The 18,044-nt window shown below is 46.0% G+C and carries 15 protein-coding genes; 14 read left to right on the top strand and 1 reads right to left on the bottom strand.

The features are described 5' to 3' along the window. The first annotated feature begins 9 nt into the window (after positions 1–9). Complete coding sequence (gene rseP, locus D2910_RS03645) at positions 10–1,269, top strand: RIP metalloprotease RseP (RefSeq protein WP_084245300.1); 1,260 nt, start codon at positions 10–12, stop codon at positions 1,267–1,269. Positions 1,270–1,375: 106 nt separating this feature from the next. After that, positions 1,376–3,079, top strand: a complete 1,704-nt coding sequence (locus D2910_RS03640; RefSeq protein ID WP_117312424.1) for a proline--tRNA ligase — start codon at positions 1,376–1,378, stop codon at positions 3,077–3,079. On the opposite strand, the gene D2910_RS03635 is transcribed toward D2910_RS03640, so the two are convergent. Then, positions 3,070–3,315: a hypothetical protein gene (locus D2910_RS03635; protein WP_117312423.1), complete on the bottom strand. Its 246-nt coding sequence runs from the start codon at positions 3,313–3,315 to the stop codon at positions 3,070–3,072. The genes D2910_RS03640 and D2910_RS03635 overlap by 10 nt on opposite strands. Positions 3,316–3,741: 426 nt before the next feature. Here D2910_RS03635 and D2910_RS03625 point away from each other — a divergent pair, with 426 nt between their 5' ends. The 12 genes from D2910_RS03625 (at position 3,742) to pnp (ending at position 18,038) form a co-directional block, all read left to right on the top strand. After that, positions 3,742–8,049 (top strand): PolC-type DNA polymerase III, encoded by a 4,308-nt coding sequence (locus D2910_RS03625; protein WP_117312421.1) that lies wholly within the window; start codon positions 3,742–3,744, stop codon positions 8,047–8,049. 136 nt (positions 8,050–8,185) lie between these two features. Continuing rightward, a complete protein-coding gene (rimP, locus tag D2910_RS03620) occupies positions 8,186–8,674 on the top strand; it encodes a ribosome maturation factor RimP (RefSeq protein WP_117312420.1) in 489 nt (162 codons plus the stop codon). A gap of 19 nt (positions 8,675–8,693) precedes the next feature. Beyond that, on the top strand, positions 8,694–9,821 hold the full coding sequence (gene nusA, locus D2910_RS03615) for a transcription termination factor NusA (protein WP_084245310.1): 1,128 nt from the start codon (positions 8,694–8,696) through the stop codon (positions 9,819–9,821). A 20-nt stretch (positions 9,822–9,841) separates the two neighbouring features. Then, positions 9,842–10,120 (top strand): RNase P modulator RnpM, encoded by a 279-nt coding sequence (gene rnpM, locus D2910_RS03610; protein ID WP_084245312.1) that lies wholly within the window; start codon positions 9,842–9,844, stop codon positions 10,118–10,120. A gap of 1 nt (position 10,121) precedes the next feature. After that, on the top strand, positions 10,122–10,442 hold the full coding sequence (locus D2910_RS03605) for a YlxQ family RNA-binding protein (protein ID WP_084245314.1): 321 nt from the start codon (positions 10,122–10,124) through the stop codon (positions 10,440–10,442). A 4-nt stretch (positions 10,443–10,446) separates the two neighbouring features. Next, entirely contained in the window at positions 10,447–12,771 is a 2,325-nt protein-coding gene (infB, locus tag D2910_RS03600; protein WP_084245316.1) for a translation initiation factor IF-2, read from the top strand. Further along, a complete protein-coding gene (locus D2910_RS03595; protein ID WP_084245318.1) occupies positions 12,768–13,046 on the top strand; it encodes a DUF503 domain-containing protein in 279 nt (92 codons plus the stop codon). The genes infB and D2910_RS03595 overlap by 4 nt, the downstream gene beginning before the upstream one ends. Positions 13,047–13,064: 18 nt before the next feature. Then, positions 13,065–13,418 (top strand): 30S ribosome-binding factor RbfA, encoded by a 354-nt coding sequence (gene rbfA, locus D2910_RS03590; protein WP_084245320.1) that lies wholly within the window; start codon positions 13,065–13,067, stop codon positions 13,416–13,418. A 66-nt stretch (positions 13,419–13,484) separates the two neighbouring features. Beyond that, complete coding sequence (gene truB, locus D2910_RS03585) at positions 13,485–14,414, top strand: tRNA pseudouridine(55) synthase TruB (RefSeq protein ID WP_117312419.1); 930 nt, start codon at positions 13,485–13,487, stop codon at positions 14,412–14,414. 1 nt (position 14,415) lies between these two features. Then, a complete protein-coding gene (locus D2910_RS03580) occupies positions 14,416–15,360 on the top strand; it encodes a bifunctional riboflavin kinase/FAD synthetase (protein ID WP_117312418.1) in 945 nt (314 codons plus the stop codon). Positions 15,361–15,504: 144 nt separating this feature from the next. Then, positions 15,505–15,774 (top strand): 30S ribosomal protein S15, encoded by a 270-nt coding sequence (gene rpsO, locus D2910_RS03575; RefSeq protein WP_084245326.1) that lies wholly within the window; start codon positions 15,505–15,507, stop codon positions 15,772–15,774. 146 nt (positions 15,775–15,920) lie between these two features. Next, positions 15,921–18,038 (top strand): polyribonucleotide nucleotidyltransferase, encoded by a 2,118-nt coding sequence (pnp, locus tag D2910_RS03570; RefSeq protein ID WP_117312417.1) that lies wholly within the window; start codon positions 15,921–15,923, stop codon positions 18,036–18,038. Positions 18,039–18,044: the final 6 nt, after the last annotated feature.

Genomic DNA, 18,044 nt, shown 5'->3' with positions numbered 1-18,044 from the left:
TGGGTTCAAATGGAAACAGTCATATCGTTTATCATAATTTTCGGCGCTTTAGTTTTTTTCCATGAGTTGGGCCATTTCCTGTTTGCGAAGAGAGCCGGCATTTTGGTTCGCGAATTTGCAATCGGCATGGGTCCGAAAATTCTGGGTATCACAAAAGGGGAAACCTTGTATACCGTCCGTTTGCTGCCGATCGGCGGCTACGTCCGCATGGCCGGTGAAGAGATGGACCGCATCATTCTGCAGGCGGGTCACCGTATCGGTGTATTGCTTGATGAGGATGGTCTGGCCAAAAAAATCATTCTGAATCAAAAAACCATGTATCCCGATATCATGTTTCTTGAAGTTGAAGAAGCAGATCTGGAAAAAGAACTTTATATTAAAGGTTATGACGAAGAGGATCGCCTTGTCCGCCTTCAGGTTGCGAGAGACGCGGTAGTCGAAGAGAATGGCGCGGAGACGGTTTTGGCTCCGCATGACCGTCAATTCGATTCAAAAAGCATCGGCCACCGTTTCATGACAATCTTCGCGGGACCGCTGTTCAACTTCATACTTGCTTTCTTCATTTTTACGGCAATCGGTCTTCTGCAAGGAGTTCCGACGAATGAACCTGTCATTTCGGAAGTTACGGATGACAGCCCGGCCGAGGAAGCGGGGATGCAAGCCGGCGATCTGATAACAGAAGTCGAAGGCACTAATATCGCCAGCTGGAATGATCTTGTTGAATCGGTCCAGGATGAAGCAGGAAATGCTTTGGATTTCGTTGTTGAACGCCAAGGAGAAACAGTTGAATTCACCATTACACCGGAACTGGTCGAGCAGGAACAGGGAGATGTCGGTGTTATCGGGGTTCTTTATGAAAGTCCGAGAGAACAGGATTTCTTCGGCTCATTCGTTTACGGCGCTGAAACGACTGTCTTCTGGTTCAAGGAGATTTTCCGTTTGCTGGGTATGCTCGTAACAGGCCAATTTACGATAGATGCCTTATCAGGTCCTGTCGGGATTTACAAAACAACAGAACAAGTCGCGCAATACGGAATCTTCACTTTGATGAGCTGGGCTGGTATGCTGAGCATCAATTTGGGGATTATGAATCTATTGCCGCTTCCTGCTTTAGACGGCGGACGTCTCATGTTCTTCATCCTCGAAGCGCTGAGAGGCAAGCCGGTGGATCGCCAGAAAGAAGGCATGGTCCATTTTGTCGGCATCATGCTGCTTATGCTGCTGATGATCGTTGTCACATGGAATGATATACAGAAGTTTTTCTTCTAATGGGTTAAGACGGAGAATATTGGTTAATTTTTAACTGGTATTCTTCTTTCTCTATATAATAAAAACGCATTTAAAAATTTATCAGTCAGTTGAGGTGTATTTTGGAATGAAACAATCAGCAACTTTTATCCCTACATTACGTGAAACGCCTGCAGATGCAGAAGTCAGATCACATCAATTATTGCTCCGTGCGGGTTTTATCCGTCAAAACACGAGTGGAATCTATTCTTTCCTGCCGCTCGGCAAACGTGTATTGAATAAAGTGGAAGCGATTATCCGTGAAGAAATGGAAGCCGCGAACAGCGTGGAAGTGTTCCTTCCGGCGATGCAACAGGCAGAGCTATGGCAGGAAACAGGCCGCTGGTATTCATATGGCGACGAATTGATGAGGCTGAAAGACCGCAATGGCCGCGAATTTGCTCTCGGCGCAACACATGAAGAGGTCATCACAGACCTTTTGCGCGACGAAATCAAATCGTATAAAAAATTGCCCCTGAACCTTTATCAGATCCAGTCGAAGTTCCGGGATGAGAAACGTCCGCGCTTCGGTTTGCTGCGTGGCCGCGAATTCCTGATGAAAGATGCTTATTCATTCCATGCTACAACTGAAAGCCTTGATGAGACGTATGATGTCATGATGCAGGCTTATACGAATATTTTCACGAGACTGGGCCTTGATTTCCGTATGGTAATCGCTGACTCCGGAGCGATAGGCGGCAAAGACAACCATGAATTCATGGTATTGTCTGAAATCGGGGAAGATACGATCGCTTATTCGGATTCGTCTTCTTATGCAGCAAATATTGAAATGGCTCAAGTGAACGTTGAATATGAGACACCGGTTGAAGCGGCTGAAGCGATGGAAAAAGTGTCAACACCTGATCAGAAAACCATCGCTCAAGTAGCGGAGTTCTTTGGAACAGGCACTGAAAATTGCATCAAGACCCTCGTCTTTAAAGCGGATGACGATTTCGTTGTCGTTTTGTCAAGAGGAGACCACGAAATTAACGACGTTAAAGTGAAACACGCTGCTGATGCAAAAGTGGTGGAAATGGCGACTCCTGAAGAAGTGAAACAATTGATCGGCTGTGAAATCGGTTCGATCGGTCCTGTCTCCTTGCCGGAAGGCATCCGTGTATTTGCTGACAATGCTGTCAAAACAATCGTCAACGGCATCGCTGGCGCCAATGAAGAAGGGCAGCATTTCAAAAATGTGACGCCTGGACAGGATTTTGACGTCGAAAAATATACAGATCTGCGCTTCATCAAAGAAGGAGACCCTTCACCGGATGGCAAAGGCACGATTAAATTTGCTGAAGGTATTGAAGTCGGACATATCTTCAAATTAGGAACACGCTACAGTGAAGACATGAAAGCGACGATTCTGAATAACCAGGGCCGTGCGGTTCCTTATATTATGGGCTGCTATGGCATCGGGGTTTCACGTGTGGTTGCTGCTGTTGCTGAACAATTCAATGACGATGACGGCTTTACGTGGCCGCCTGTTGCCGCACCTTTCGATATACATGTGGTGCCGGTCAATGTCAAAGATGATGTGCAGCGAGAAACAGCTGATGAAATTTATAAATTATTGAAGTCCAACCGCTACGAAGTACTGATTGATGACCGCAATGAACGCGCGGGTGTTAAATTCACAGATGCCGATCTGATCGGCCTGCCTGTTAGACTGACAGTCGGGAAGAAAGCGGCGGAAGGAATTTTGGAAGTGAAAATCCGCAGCACCGGTGAGACGTTTGAGTGGAATAAAGACGAACTGCTTGATCAATTACAGCAATTTTTTCAAAAATAAACCGCAAAATCTGATAGAATGAAAGGAAAGCACAAGCTGTGCTTTCCTTTCTTTTTCTTCTTTTCCTTCGTGGGAATCGGAAAAGAAATTGCAGATAAAAAGATAAATAGACAGCCGGTTATAAATAGCTTGTTGAGAAAGAAAGCTAGGAAACCGATATTCCACAAAACAGCTCCGCTTTCCTGGTGGCTCGCGCTGAGCTTAGTCACCTGGGAGTCTTCGCTGTTTTGCTTCATATCTCTGTTAGCCTTCTCTAAATGGAGTTGCATAATTAATTTATAACAGGTAAAAAGATATTCATAATGCTTCTACATGAAACCAGAATGGAGCGCTAGGCGGTGAAGGGCAAAGATGTGCTCCTGCATCGCTTCGCTGCTTCGTCGCAAAGACTTGCCCTCGCAAGCTTCGGTCAATGTCTTTCCTGCGGGAAAAAGAGCGAGTCCTGAGACCCCGCAGGGAAGGTTTGGCCGAACTTCATTCGGTCGAACCTTTGCGACGAAGCGTGGAACGCTGCAGGAGCATACGGTTTTCGAAGCGCACGAGGAGGCTCAGGCCGCTCCCCGCGGAAAGCTTCCGCCTAGAGCGCAATGATTGAAGAAGTCGACAGTTTCTAGACATCCGGTATAACCGGTTTTATTAATATAAGAGCGAAGGGGATAGTTATGACAAACCAGCAAGATCCTAAGATGCGTTTAAAGCTACTTCTTCAGCATCTCGATTTGACAGATGACGTACATATGCCTTTTTTCGAGGAGGCTGAATTGACACGGATGACGGTCCATAAGAAAGAACGGACCTGGCGCTTTACAGTGAAACTTCAAAAAGTACTGCCGATAAAGCTGTTCCTGTTATTAAAAGAGCGGTTGCATTCCACCTTTTCTCCGATTGCAGCTGTGCAGCTGACAATCATAACGGATGATGCCCAGACAGACACTGAATTGATTTCAGCCTATTGGCGCTACGCTGTTGATGAATTGGCTGATATGGCCCCACCGCTCCGTGAACGTTTGCTGGGACAAGCTCCCCAGTGGAACGGCAATAAAATGATGCTGAATTGTGGTCATGAACATGAAATGATGGCGCTCAAATCCAAATACACGGATAAATTGGCCAATGTATACCAGCAATTCGGCTTCCCCAGAATTGCTATCGACTTTCAATTGACTGAAGACGATCAGCAGGCTGCGCACGAAGCTTTCATGGAAGAACGCCGAGCTGAGGAAGAAGAGATGGCCAAAAAAGCTTTATCTGATATGAAGAAGAGAGAGACGGACCGGAAAGAGAACGGTGCACCAGCAGGTCCATTCCAGATGGGCAGCAATATCAAGCCGGATGAACCGATCGCTGAAATCCAGTCCATCATTGATGAAGAACGGCGGATTACTGTTGAAGGCTACGTGTTTGATGCTGAAGTGCGTGAATTGCGCAGCGGCCGTTCCCTTTTGACGGTGAAAATTACGGATTATACAGATTCACTTCTTGTGAAAATGTTCTCCCGTGACAAAGAAGACGCCGAATTGATGAAGAACATTAAAAAAGGCATGTGGCTGAAAGCCCGTGGTTCCATCCAGATGGATACGTTTGTCCGCGACCTGGTCATGATGGCGCAGGATATGGTGGAAGTGAAGCCGCAATTGCGCCAGGATACAGCTTCCGAGAAACGGGTGGAACTGCATCTCCATACACCGATGAGCCAGATGGATGCAGTGTCATCTGTGGACGCACTTGTGGGACAGGCTGCGAAATGGGGCCATCCCGCCATTGCTATTACAGACCATGCGGGGGTGCAGTCTTTCCCGGACGCATATGCCGCCAGCAAAAAACATGGCATCAAAGCGATATTCGGGTTGGAAGCGAACCTGGTTGATGATGGTGTGCCGATTGCGTTTGAAGAACGGCATGCGCTGCTTGAAGAAGAAACTTTTGTGGTGTTCGACTTGGAGACGACGGGGTTATCCGCGGTATACGATACGATTATCGAGCTTGCAGCTGTAAAGATCAAAGGCGGGCAAATCATCGATAAATTCGAAAGCTTTGCGAATCCGCATCATCCATTATCGGATACGACGATCGATTTGACCGGCATCACTGATGATATGGTGAAAGACGCGCCGGAAGTGGAAGAAGTGATCCGCAATTACCATGAATGGGCAGGGGATCATATAATGGTTGCCCACAACGCCTCGTTCGATATGGGCTTTTTGTATGTCGCCTATAAAAAATACGGCATCGACAAAAAGCATGCCACAATCGACACGCTGGAATTGGCGCGTATGCTCCACCCCGAATTGAAGAATCACCGGTTGAATACACTGGCGAAGAAATTCGGCATTGAACTCACCCAGCATCACCGTGCGATCTACGATACGGAAGCAACATCGTATTTGCTGACACATCTATTGAAGGAAGCTCATCAAAAAGGGATTCTTTATCATGATGAACTCAATAATTATGTAGGAGCCGGTGATGCTTATAAGCGCTCACGGCCGACTCATGTAACTTTATTGGCACAAAACGACGCGGGGTTGAAAAATCTGTTCAAGCTGGTATCCGCTTCCCATATCAATTATTTCTACCGTGTGCCACGGATTCCGCGCTCGCTTCTGCAGAAACACCGTGAAGGGCTTCTTGTCGGCTCCGGCTGCGATAAAGGGGAGGTTTTTGAAGCGGTTATGCAGAAGTCGATGGAAGAAGTGGAACGGACCGCTCAGTTCTATGATTATCTGGAGGTCCATCCGAAAGACATTTATGCACCACTGATCGAACGTGAAATGATCCGTGATGAATGGAATCTGGAAGATATCATCCGAAAACTGGTGAAAGTCAGCAAAAAACTGGGAATCCCTCTGGTTGCAACAGGAAACGTCCATTACCTGGATGAGAATGACGCAATCTACCGTCAGGTGCTGATCGGATCGCAAGGCGGCGCCAATCCGTTGAACCGGACGAAGCTTCCGAAAGTCCATTTCCGCACGACCAATGAAATGCTCGACGCTTTCGACTTTTTGGGAGAAGAGACGGCTAAGCAGATCGTAGTGGAGAATTCCAATAAAATTGCCGACATGATCGACACAGTCAAACCGATCAAAGACGATCTTTACACACCTAAAATTGAAGGGGCAGATGAAGAAGTCAGAGAGCTTAGCTACAATATGGCGCGAAGCATCTATGGCGAACAGCTGCCTGAAATCGTCGAAGCACGCATTGAAAAGGAATTAAAATCAATCATCGGACACGGTTTCGCGGTTATTTACCTGATTTCACATAAACTTGTTAAAAAATCTCTGGATGATGGCTATCTGGTCGGTTCACGTGGATCTGTCGGTTCTTCTTTAGTGGCGACACTTACGGAAATCACAGAAGTGAATCCATTGCCGCCGCATTACATCTGCACTAAATGCCAAAAATCCGAGTTCTTCGACGATGGTTCTGTCGGCTCAGGATTTGACCTTGAAGACAAAAACTGTCCGGATTGCGATATTCCTTATAAAAAAGAAGGACAGGATATTCCATTTGAAACGTTTCTCGGCTTTAAAGGCGATAAAGTACCGGATATTGATTTGAACTTCAGTGGTGAGTATCAAGCGAAAGCCCACAATTACACCAAGGAATTATTCGGGGAAGACAATGTTTTCCGTGCAGGAACAATCGGGACCGTTGCTGAGAAAACAGCTTACGGTTATGTGCGCGGATATGCCAATGACCGGGATATGACCATACGCGGGGCGGAGATTGACCGTCTCGTCCAAGGCTGTACAGGCGTAAAACGAAGCACCGGACAGCATCCGGGTGGAATTATCGTAGTGCCGGATTACATGGATATCTATGATTTCTCTCCCATTCAATTCCCTGCGGATGCCCAGGATTCGGAATGGAAAACGACGCATTTCGACTTCCATTCGATCCATGATAATTTATTGAAGCTGGATATTCTCGGTCACGATGATCCGACCGTTATCCGTATGTTGCAGGATTTATCCGGTATCGATCCGAAAACGATACCGACCGACGATCCTGAAGTGATGAAGATTTTCTCCGGCACTGAATCGCTCGGTGTTACGGAAGAACAGATCGGGTGCAAAACTGCGACCTACGGCATACCTGAATTCGGTACCCGCTTTGTGCGTCAAATGCTTGAAGAAACGAAACCGACGACTTTTTCTGAGCTAGTACAGATATCAGGCCTGTCGCACGGAACGGACGTATGGCTGAGTAACGCACAGGAATTGATCAAAAACGGTACATGCCAATTGTCGGATGTAATCGGCTGCCGTGATGATATCATGGTTTACCTGATATACCAGGGACTCGAATCGTCGATGGCATTCAAGATAATGGAAGCAGTCCGTAAAGGTAAAGGACTGACGCCGGAATTTGAAGCGGCGATGAAAGAAGAAGGTGTTCCGAACTGGTACATCGAATCATGTAAGAAGATCAAATACATGTTCCCGAAAGCCCACGCTGCCGCTTATGTTCTAATGGCAGTCAGAATCGCATATTTCAAAGTGCATTTCCCGATTCTTTATTATGCGGCTTACTTTACAGTCCGCGCGGAAGATTTCGATGTCAATGCGATGGCTAAAGGTTCCCATGCAATCCGTTCAGTGATTGCTGACATCAATGCCAAAGGGCTGGAAGCATCAACAAAAGAGAAGAACTTATTGACGGTCATGGAACTTGCGCTTGAGATGACCGAACGCGGTTACAAGTTCCAGAAAGTGGACCTCTATAAATCTGAGGCCGATGAATTCATCATCGACGGCAATACGCTGATCCCGCCATTCAATGCCATCCCTGGCCTCGGAACGAACGCAGCCAAATCGATTGTTGCTGCACGCCAGCAAGGGACGTTCCTTTCGAAAGAAGACCTTCAGCAGCGTGGACGGGTTTCCAAAACCATCATTGAATACATGGATGATCACGGATGTCTTGAAGGAATGCCTGAAGCCAACCAGCTGTCGCTGTTCTAGTCAGTTGCACTGGTGTGCCAATCATGGTATTATTGTAGTAACATTTACTGATAGCTCTGTCGCAGAAGAGTGGGTTCTCCCGCTCTTTTCTGTTTGTAATGACATAAAATGAAACTTTGAATTGCGGGAGGCATGTATGAGCAAAATTACAGAACAAATAGAAGAAATCACAAAGCCCATTACAGATCAGCTGAATCTTGAACTGGTTGATGTGGAATTTGTCAAAGAAGGCCGCAGCTGGTTTTTGCGCGTCTACGTGGACAATCCGGATGCGCCGATCGATATTGATCAATGCGCGCTGGTCAGCGAACGATTGAGTGAAATTTTGGATGAACTGGATCCGATTGAGCAGAACTATTTCCTTGAAGTATCTTCGCCGGGAGCAGAGCGCCCATTGAAGAAAGAAAAAGATTTTGAGAATGCTATCAGTAAATTCATCTATATCAAAACTTATGAGCCGATTTTGGATGCAAAAGAGTTTGAAGGTTATCTGCAATCGTATACTGATGAAGAAGTCCAAATTGAAGTTAAAATCAAAACCCGCAGAAAAACAATCGTGATACCAAGGCAGAAAATTGCTGTAATCCGTCTCGCAATTGATTTTTCAGCAAAACCTGATCGATGAACCTAGGAGTGAATAAAAAATGAGCAGTGAGTTATTGAATGCTTTAGAGGCATTGGAGAAACAAAAAGGTATTTCGCGTGATGTCTTGATCGAAGCGATAGAAGCGGCATTAGTGACTGCATACAAACGCAATTTCAATCAAGCGCAGAACGTCCGTGTGGATTTGAATCTTAATACGGGAACGATGCTTGTCTATTCCAGGAAAGATGTCGTCGAGGAAGTGGAAGACGATCGTCTGCAGATATCTTTGGAAGACGCTCATGCCATCAATCCTGCATATGAAGTCGGGGATGTCGTGGAAGAAGAAGTGACGCCGCGCAACTTTGGCCGTATCGCTGCTCAGACAGCCAAGCAAGTAGTTACCCAGCGTGTGCGTGAAGCTGAGCGAGGTCTTGTTTTTGAAGAGTTTGTCGATCGCGCAGATGACATCGTCAACGGTATTGTTGAACGCATGGATGCCCGCAACCTGTATGTCGGCCTTGGTAAAGTTGAAGCGGTCCTTCCGCAGACTGAGCAGATGCCGAATGAGTCATATCAGCCGCATGATCGCATCAAGGTCTATATTACCAAGGTTGAGCGGACTACACGCGGACCTCAGGTGTTTGTATCACGAACACATCCGGGTTTATTGCGCAGATTGTTTGAAACTGAAGTGCCTGAAATCTATGACGGCATTGTTGAAATCAAATCGATTGCCCGCGAAGCAGGAGATCGTTCGAAGATCTCTGTAATGGCTCACCGTGAAGATATTGATCCGGTAGGTTCATGTGTCGGTTCAAAAGGGGCACGTGTACAGACTATCGTCAATGAACTCAGCGGCGAAAAAATCGATATCGTTGAATGGTCAGAGGAGCCGGTGATATTTGTAGCCAATGCACTCAGCCCTTCAAAAGTGCTTGATGTCCAGGTAAATGAAGAAGAGAAGTCTACGACAGTTGTCGTGCCTGACTATCAATTATCACTGGCAATCGGCAAACGCGGACAGAATGCACGTCTTGCTGCCAAATTGACTGGATGGAAAATTGACATCAAGAGTGAGACAGATGCCCGTGAGATGGGCATTTATCCTAATCCGGATGCTGACATCGAACTGGTTGAGTCCGGTGATGAAACCGATGATTTCGATTTCTACGACGAAAAAGAATAAGAAAGATAAGGTGATGTCCGTTGGCTCTGCAGAAGAAAATTCCACTCAGGAAGTGTGTAGCAACAGGCGAGATGCATCCTAAAAAAGAAATGATCCGTGTCGTGCGTTCCAAGGAAGGCGAAGTGAGCGTCGATCTGACCGGTAAAAAATCAGGGCGAGGAGCTTATGTTTCCAAATCTGAGGCAGCTGTTGCGGCGGCCAAAAAGAAAAAGGTGCTCGACAACCAATTGGAAGTCAAAGTGCCAGAGGAGATATATGAAGAATTGCTGCGGGTCATTCTAAGAGAGCAGTTGAAGTAAAATGGAAACAAAACAGAAAATCCTGCAAATCCTCGGGCTTGCGACAAGAGCAAGAATGACGATTACAGGAGAAGAACTGACAATCAATGAAGTGCGCAAAGGCAATGCGAAATTGGTGTTGCTGGCGGAAGACGCTTCGGAAAACACAATGAAAAAACTGCAGGATAAATGCAGCTATTATAAAGTCGACCTGCAAATTTTCGGAACCCGTTTCGAAATTGGGCATGCAGTCGGCAAAGAAGAGCGTGTAGTTATGGCGATCACCGATGCAGGTTTCGCCAAAAAACTGAAAAGCTTGTTCGATGAAAATAACCGGGGGTGAGCAGATGACCAAAATTCGAGTACATGAATACGCGAAAAAAGTAGATAAACCAAGTAAAGAGATCATCCAGCAATTATCAAAAATGGATATTTCAGTAACTAATCATATGTCGACACTAGAGGACAACGCTGTTTCAAAATTGGACGGCATTTACAAGAAATCTTCATCCGCTTCAACAGCACCAGCTCCAACTAAACCACAAAACCAAGGACAGAACCGTTCGCAAGGACAAGGTTCGCGTCCGTCTGGCCAAGGCCAATCACGTCCGCAAGGCGGACAAAACGGCTCACGTCCATCTGGGCAGGGACAACGTCCTGGACAGTCACGTCCAGCGGCTGCACCAAGCCAGGGGCAATCGCGTTCGCAAGGCAACGGCCAAAGAAATGCAGCTCCGGCAAAAACAGGGTCTAACTTCACACCTAAAGCTGCAAAACCGACAGCAGGACCAGGACAGCGCAATTCCAACCGTCCGGGTGGCGGCGGTCCAGGCCGCGGTGGCCAGAACCGCAATAGAAAAGGCAAACAGCAGCGTCCAGTGAACCCACTGCCGCCGATGCCTAAAAAAGAGAAAGAATTACCGGCGAAAATCACTTTTACAGAATCATTGACAGTTGGCGAATTGGCGAAAAAATTAGGCCGTGAACCATCTGAAATCATCAAAAAATTATTCATGCTTGGTGTAATGGCTACCATTAACCAGGAGCTTGATAAAGATGCGATTGAATTGATCTGTGCGGAGTATGAAGTGGAAGTGGAAGAAGAAATCCTGGTTGATAAAACTGACCTGGAAGTCTACTTCGAACCGGAAGATGAAACGCTGAACGAAGAACGTCCACCAGTAGTGACAATCATGGGACACGTCGATCATGGTAAAACAACTCTGCTTGATTCGATCCGCCACACGAAAGTGACGGCAGGAGAAGCAGGCGGGATTACACAGCATATCGGCGCTTATCAAGTAGTTGAAGACGGCAAGAAAATCACTTTCCTTGATACGCCTGGTCACGCAGCATTTACGACAATGCGTGCACGCGGAGCGAAAGTGACGGATTTGGCTATTATCGTTGTTGCAGCTGATGATGGTGTAATGCCGCAGACAGTTGAAGCGATCAACCATGCCAAAGCTGCTGAAGTTCCAATCATCATTGCAGTCAACAAAATGGATAAGCCAAGTGCCAACCCTGATCGCGTTATGCAGGAATTGACTGAACACGGTCTTGTTCCGGAAGCATGGGGCGGAGATACGATCTTTGTTCCACTTTCAGCGTTAAAAGGTGAAGGCATCGATACATTGCTTGAAATGATTCTGCTTGTTTCTGAAGTAGGGGAATTGAAAGCCAACCCATCACGCCGCGCTATCGGCACAGTTATTGAAGCTGAGCTTGATAAAGGCCGCGGTTCAGTTGCCACACTTCTGGTACAGGATGGTACGTTAAATGTCGGTGATCCGATTGTAGTCGGCAACACATTTGGACGCGTCCGTGCAATGGTTTCGGATGTTGGCCGCCGCGTAAAAGAAGCGGGTCCATCAATGCCGGTTGAAATTACCGGTTTGAATGATGTGCCACAGGCAGGCGATCGTTTTGTCGTATTCGAAGACGAGAAAACAGCCCGTTCTGTTGGTGAAAGCCGTGCTACTTCAGCCTTGCAGGTTCAACGTTCAGAGAAAACCCGCGTAACACTTGATAATCTTTTTGATCAATTGAAACAAGGTGAGATGAAAGAGTTGAACTTGATCGTCAAAGCTGACGTGCAAGGGGCAGTTGAAGCAATGGCTGCTTCACTTCTGAAAATCGATGTAGAAGGCGTCAACGTCAAAATCATCCATACGGGTGCTGGTGCTATTACGGAATCGGATATTTCCCTTGCTGCGGCATCCAATGCCATTGTTATCGGATTTAACGTCCGTCCGGATGCCAATGCTAAACGCGCAGCAGAAGCTGAAGGCGTGGACATCCGTTTACACCGCATCATCTATAAAGTAATTGAAGAAATTGAATTTGCAATGAAAGGCTTGCTCGATCCTGAATTTGAGGAGAAAGTTATCGGCCAGGCGGAAGTCCGCAGCACATTCAAAGTATCTAAAGTCGGAACAATTGCCGGAAGTTATGTAACTGAAGGTAAAATCACACGTGACAGCGGAGTTCGTGTCATCCGTGAAGGAATTGTTGTTTTCGAAGGTGAAATGGATACATTGAAACGCTTTAAAGACGACGCCAAAGAAGTGGCTAAAGGCTACGAATGCGGTATCACAGTCAAGAATTTCAATGATGTCAAAGAAGGCGACATCATTGAAGCTTATGTTATGGAAGAAATCGAACGGAAATGATCCTTTACATGGAATGCGAATTCTTCATACCGTCGGCGCATTCATTGAAGGAGAAAAGGGCAGTGCTGAAAAGCATGCTGACCCGTTCAAAACAAAAGTTCAATATTTCCGCTGCGGAAATTGACCATCAGAATGTATGGCAGCGCACGCGCCTGGCCTTTGTCACTGTTTCTTCATCAAAAGAAATGGCTGAAAAGGAAATGGCGCAAGTGCTGTATTACCTGGAGAGCAATCCGATGTGGGAATGTCTTGAACATCATCAAGAATATCTGTAAGAACGAGGTGAATAAGCAATGACAATGCGCTCGAATCGTGTAGGCGAACAAATGAAAAAAGAGCTCAGCGATATCATCAGCCGCAAGCTGAAAGATCCGCGAATCGGATTTGTCACGGTAACGGATGTAGAAGTTACCGGAGATCTCCAACAAGCGACAGTTTATATCAGTGTATTGGGTGATGATGCTGCAAAAGAGCAGACATTGCTCGGCTTATCGAAATCCAAAGGATTTATCCGTTCAGAAATCGGCCAGCGTATCCGTTTGCGCAAAACGCCTGAACTATCATTTGAATTCGATACTTCAGTGGCATACGGAAATCGGATCGACAGTCTGCTGCGGGATATCAAAGAACCGAAAGACGAACAATAAAACCAGGCCTGCTGTCTATTTCTTAGATTGCAGGCTTTTTTACATATCAGTAAGGGGTTGAAAGAAATGGCCATTAACGGAATACTTCCTTTGTGGAAAGAAAAAGGCATGACTTCGCATGATTGTGTTTTTAAATTGCGTAAAATATTGAAAACAAAAAAAGTGGGCCATACCGGCACGCTGGATCCTGAAGTGGACGGGGTTTTGCCGATTTGTATAGGGAACACCACAAAAGTGGCGGAATACATCACGAATCAAGGAAAAACCTACGAAGCTGAAGTGGCAATCGGCTTTTCGACTGAAACAGAAGATGCCACTGGTGAAGTGGTGGAACGAAATGGGCAGGAGAAAAAAATTACCCGTCAGGAATTGCTGACGGCATTGGATAGCCTGACTGGTGAGATTACTCAGATTCCGCCAATGTATTCTGCAGTAAAAGTGAATGGCAAAAAACTATATGAATACGCAAGAGCCGGTATAGCGGTCGAGCGGCCGGTCAGAAAAGCGTGGATTGACTCAATTGAGCTGTTGGACAACGCCGCAGAATGGACCGGTACCGATATCCATTTCCGCATCCGCATCCAATGTGGCAAAGGCACATATATCCGGACGCTTGCCGTGCAAATAGGCGAGGCTCTTGGCTACCCCGCCCATATGTCGAAATTGACAAGAACCGAATCAGGCAAATTTAAACAAGCAGATTGCTTAACGCTTGCACAGGTTGATGAGATTGCTCAAAATGGAACTATCGGACGTTTCTTGAAACCGTTGATGTATGGGTTAAGCGCCTTTCCTTCAGTGGAAGTTGACCCGAAAATGGTTTTTGCAATGAAAAATGGGCAAGTTATGGATATGCATCCTTTATTGGAGAAAAATGAATTGCTTGTTTTTACATTGAACGACAACCCTTTTGCACTGTATAAGAAACATCCGGAGAAAAAGGGGAAAATGAAACCGGAAAAAATGTTCGGTCTGCCGACAGAAGACGAGGTGTAAAATGAAAATCTTCCATTTGAATTATCCCAACCATATGAAGCCGGAAGAAGAGTTGGGCCCGCTATCCATGGCACTCGGCTTCTTTGATGGAGTTCATAAAGGGCATCAGAAAGTAATCGGAGAAGCTGTAGAAAAAGCGCAGGAATTAGGTGTGAAATCTGCTGTAATGACTTTCGATCCACATCCTTCACTGGTTTTAGGCGGCCGGAAGGAAGAAGTGTTCTACATAACGCCTATGCAGCAAAAAATGGAAATACTTAATGGTATGGATATCGATGTTTGTTTCATCGTCCGTTTTACGTCTGACTTTGCGCAATTGCAGCCGGAACAATTCATCAGCCATTTTATCGAAGATCTTGGGGTTGTCCATGTGACTGCCGGTTTTGATTTTTCATTCGGCGCAAAAGGCCAGGGATCTATGGATCTGATGCAGAGCTATTCGGATGGACAGTTTGGCGTAAGTGTCATCGGGAAATTGGAAGACGGCCAGGAAAAAATCAGTTCCACCCGCATCCGCAATCATTTGAAATCGGGTGAAATCGAAGAAGTATGCCGTTTATCAGGGCGCCCATTCAAAGTTTCCGGTACGGTTGTGAATGGCGATAAAAGAGGGCGCACCATCGGGTTTCCGACTGCAAATGTGGAACCTGATCTGGGGACGTTCATACCAGGCAGAGGCGTCTACGCTGTCCGTCTTCATGTCCAGGACGAACTATATGACGGGGTCTGCAATGTAGGCTATAAACCGACTTTCAATGATCCGGACCACAAGCAGCTCGTAATTGAAGTGCATATATTTAATTTTGATAAAGATATATACGGCGAACGGGTAACGGTCGATTGGCATAAAAGAATCAGGGACGAAAAGAAGTTTTCCGGCATCGATGAACTGAAAGCGCAAATTGAAAAAGATAAACAGGAAGCCATCACGTTTTTCGCTGGATGATATCAAGCGGGAAGATCGGTTGATTTTCAAATTGCCGTGTGCTATGATTTATGAGTACTGAATGTACTAACCGTTGCTTGGCAATCGAATCACCAACGTTTGCTCGGTAATTGGGGCTATCAGAAATTAGGAGGTGGAAACAGTATGGCAATTACTCAAGAACGTAAAAATGAATTGATCAATGAATACAAAGTGCATGACACAGATACTGGGTCTGCAGAAATTCAAATCGCCATTCTTACAGAAGACATCAACAACTTGAATGAGCACTTACGTACTCACAAAAAAGATCATCACTCACGTCGTGGTCTATTCAAAATGGTTGGACGCCGTCGTAACTTGTTGAAATACCTTCGCGAAAACGACGTAGCTCGTTACCGCGAATTAATCGCAAGACTTGGCCTACGCCGATAATAGCAATCAGTGAAAGCGGGATTCGTCCCGCTTTTTCTTTATGGATAAAATTTTCCGCTTGCATGCACAGCGTATGCTTTTTTGATACACTACTAGTAATGGATACATAAAATTGTCTATATCTTGAAAGAGAGAGGAGCTCGATTATGGAGCAAACTAAAAAGGTTTACAAATTCGATTGGGCAGGCCGCGAATTGCAGGTCGAAGTTGGCCAATTGGCTAAGCAGGCAAACGGAGCAGCATTGATCCGTTATGGCGATACAGCAGTACTGTCTACGTCCACAGCTTCCAAAACGCCGAAGCCTTTGGATTTCTTCCCGTTGACTGTCAACTACGAAGAACGGCTTTATGCTGTCGGTAAAATACCAGGAGGCTTCATCAAACGTGAAGGCCGTCCTTCTGAAAAAGCGACTTTGACGAGCCGTCTTATCGACCGTCCGATCCGTCCTTTATTCCCTGATGGCTTCCGTAATGAAGTGCAGGTAATCTCCATGGTTATGTCCGTTGACCAGGATTGCCCTTCTGAAATGGCTGCAATGTTCGGATCTTCATTGTCGTTAATGATTTCGGATATTCCGTTCGACGGTCCGATTGCCGGCGTTATCGTTGGTTTGATCGACGGTGAATACATTATCAATCCGACAAACGATCAGCTTGAGAAAAGTTCCATCAACCTGACAGTGGCAGGCACGAAAGATGCCATCAATATGGTTGAAGCGGGAGCGAAAGAAGTATCGGAAGAAATCATTCTTGAAGCAATCATGTTCGGACACGAAGAGATCAAGAAATTGATTGCGTTCCAGGAAGAGATTGCAGCTGAAGTCGGGAAAGAAAAATCTGAAATCCAATTATACGAATTGGATGCAGAGCTTTCTTCAACGATCAAAGGCCAAGTGGAAGCAGAGTTGAACACTGCTGTTCAGATCAATGAAAAGCAGGCGCGCAACGAAGCGATCGACGAAATCAAAAAACGCGTTATGGCACAATACGAAGAATCAGCTGATGATGTTAAAAAACAAGCGGGACAAATCCTTGATAAGATGGTCAAAGATGAAGTTCGCCGTTTGATCACGGATGAAAAAATCCGTCCTGACGGGCGCGGTCCATCAGAGATCCGTCCATTGTCATCAGAAGTCGGATTGCTGGCACGCACGCACGGTTCTGGTTTGTTTACACGTGGACAAACACAGGCGATGAGCATTTGTACGCTTGGGGCACTTGGCGACGTACAGATTATCGATGGCCTTGGCATCGAAGACACAAAACGTTTTATGCATCATTACAACTTCCCGTTGTTCTCTGTCGGTGAAACTGGATTCCTTCGTGGACCGGGCCGCCGTGAAATCGGACACGGGGCTCTTGGGGAACGTGCCCTTGAAGCGGTTATTCCGAATGAAAAAGAATTCCCATATACAATCCGTCTTGTAGCAGAAGTTCTGGAATCAAACGGATCAACTTCTCAGGCAAGTATCTGTGCTTCAACTCTTGCAATGATGGACGCTGGTGTTCCTTTGAAAGCGCCTGTAGCAGGTATTGCAATGGGGCTTGTCAAAAAAGGTGAAAATTACACAGTATTGTCCGACATTCAGGGAATGGAAGACCACTTGGGTGACATGGACTTTAAAGTTGCCGGAACTGCTGAAGGCATCACAGCACTTCAAATGGATATCAAAATTGATGGCTTGTCCCGTCAAATCCTGAAAGAGGCTTTGACACAGGCGAAAATTGGGCGTATCCATATTCTTGAATCGATGATTGCGACAATTTCTGAACCGAGAGAGCAATTGTCCAAATTTGCGCCGAAGATCATCATGGTTAAGATCAACCCTGATAAGATCCGCGACGTAATCGGACCGGGCGGTAAAGTGATCAATAAGATCATTGACGAAACAGGCGTCAAAATTGATACAGAACAAGACGGCACCATCTTTATTTCTTCTGTTGATGAAGAAATGAACGCGAAAGCGAAAGCGATGATCGAAAACATCGTACGCGAAGCGAAAGTTGGGGAATATTACGAAGGTAAAGTGAAACGGATCGAGAAATTCGGCGCATTCGTTGAACTGTTCCCAGGCAAAGACGGCTTGCTTCATATTTCTGAAATCCAGGAAGAACGGACGAAGGAAGTTGAAGATGTCCTCAAAATGGATCAAGTTGTAAAAGTGAAAGTCATTGAAATCGACCGTCAAGGCCGAGTCAACCTGTCACGCAAGATTGTCCTGAAAGAAGAAAAAGAACAAGCTGAAAAAGCTAATCAAGAGTAAATGAAA

Source organism: Planomicrobium okeanokoites, from assembly GCF_003428875.1.
GTDB classification, from domain to species: Bacteria; Bacillota; Bacilli; order Bacillales_A; family Planococcaceae; genus Planococcus; species Planococcus okeanokoites.
The sequence above is the reverse complement of the archived record's forward strand: the minus strand, read 5'-3'. Positions and strand labels throughout refer to the sequence as shown.

Excerpts from the sequence above, each read along its gene's own strand:
- infB (WP_084245316.1), top strand. The coding sequence starts at position 10,447 with ATGACCAAAATTCGAGTACATGAATACGCGAAAAAAGTAGATAAACCA.
- rpsO (WP_084245326.1), top strand. The coding sequence starts at position 15,505 with ATGGCAATTACTCAAGAACGTAAAAATGAATTGATCAATGAATACAAA.
- D2910_RS03595 (WP_084245318.1), top strand. The coding sequence starts at position 12,768 with ATGATCCTTTACATGGAATGCGAATTCTTCATACCGTCGGCGCATTCA.
- truB (WP_117312419.1), top strand. The coding sequence starts at position 13,485 with ATGGCCATTAACGGAATACTTCCTTTGTGGAAAGAAAAAGGCATGACT.
- D2910_RS03605 (WP_084245314.1), top strand. The coding sequence starts at position 10,122 with ATGGAAACAAAACAGAAAATCCTGCAAATCCTCGGGCTTGCGACAAGA.
- nusA (WP_084245310.1), top strand. The coding sequence starts at position 8,694 with ATGAGCAGTGAGTTATTGAATGCTTTAGAGGCATTGGAGAAACAAAAA.
- rimP (WP_117312420.1), top strand. The coding sequence starts at position 8,186 with ATGAGCAAAATTACAGAACAAATAGAAGAAATCACAAAGCCCATTACA.
- D2910_RS03625 (WP_117312421.1), top strand. The coding sequence starts at position 3,742 with ATGACAAACCAGCAAGATCCTAAGATGCGTTTAAAGCTACTTCTTCAG.
- pnp (WP_117312417.1), top strand. The coding sequence starts at position 15,921 with ATGGAGCAAACTAAAAAGGTTTACAAATTCGATTGGGCAGGCCGCGAA.
- D2910_RS03640 (WP_117312424.1), top strand. The coding sequence starts at position 1,376 with ATGAAACAATCAGCAACTTTTATCCCTACATTACGTGAAACGCCTGCA.
- rbfA (WP_084245320.1), top strand. The coding sequence starts at position 13,065 with ATGACAATGCGCTCGAATCGTGTAGGCGAACAAATGAAAAAAGAGCTC.
- rseP (WP_084245300.1), top strand. The coding sequence starts at position 10 with ATGGAAACAGTCATATCGTTTATCATAATTTTCGGCGCTTTAGTTTTT.
- D2910_RS03580 (WP_117312418.1), top strand. The coding sequence starts at position 14,416 with ATGAAAATCTTCCATTTGAATTATCCCAACCATATGAAGCCGGAAGAA.
- D2910_RS03635 (WP_117312423.1), bottom strand. The coding sequence starts at position 3,315 with ATGAAGCAAAACAGCGAAGACTCCCAGGTGACTAAGCTCAGCGCGAGC.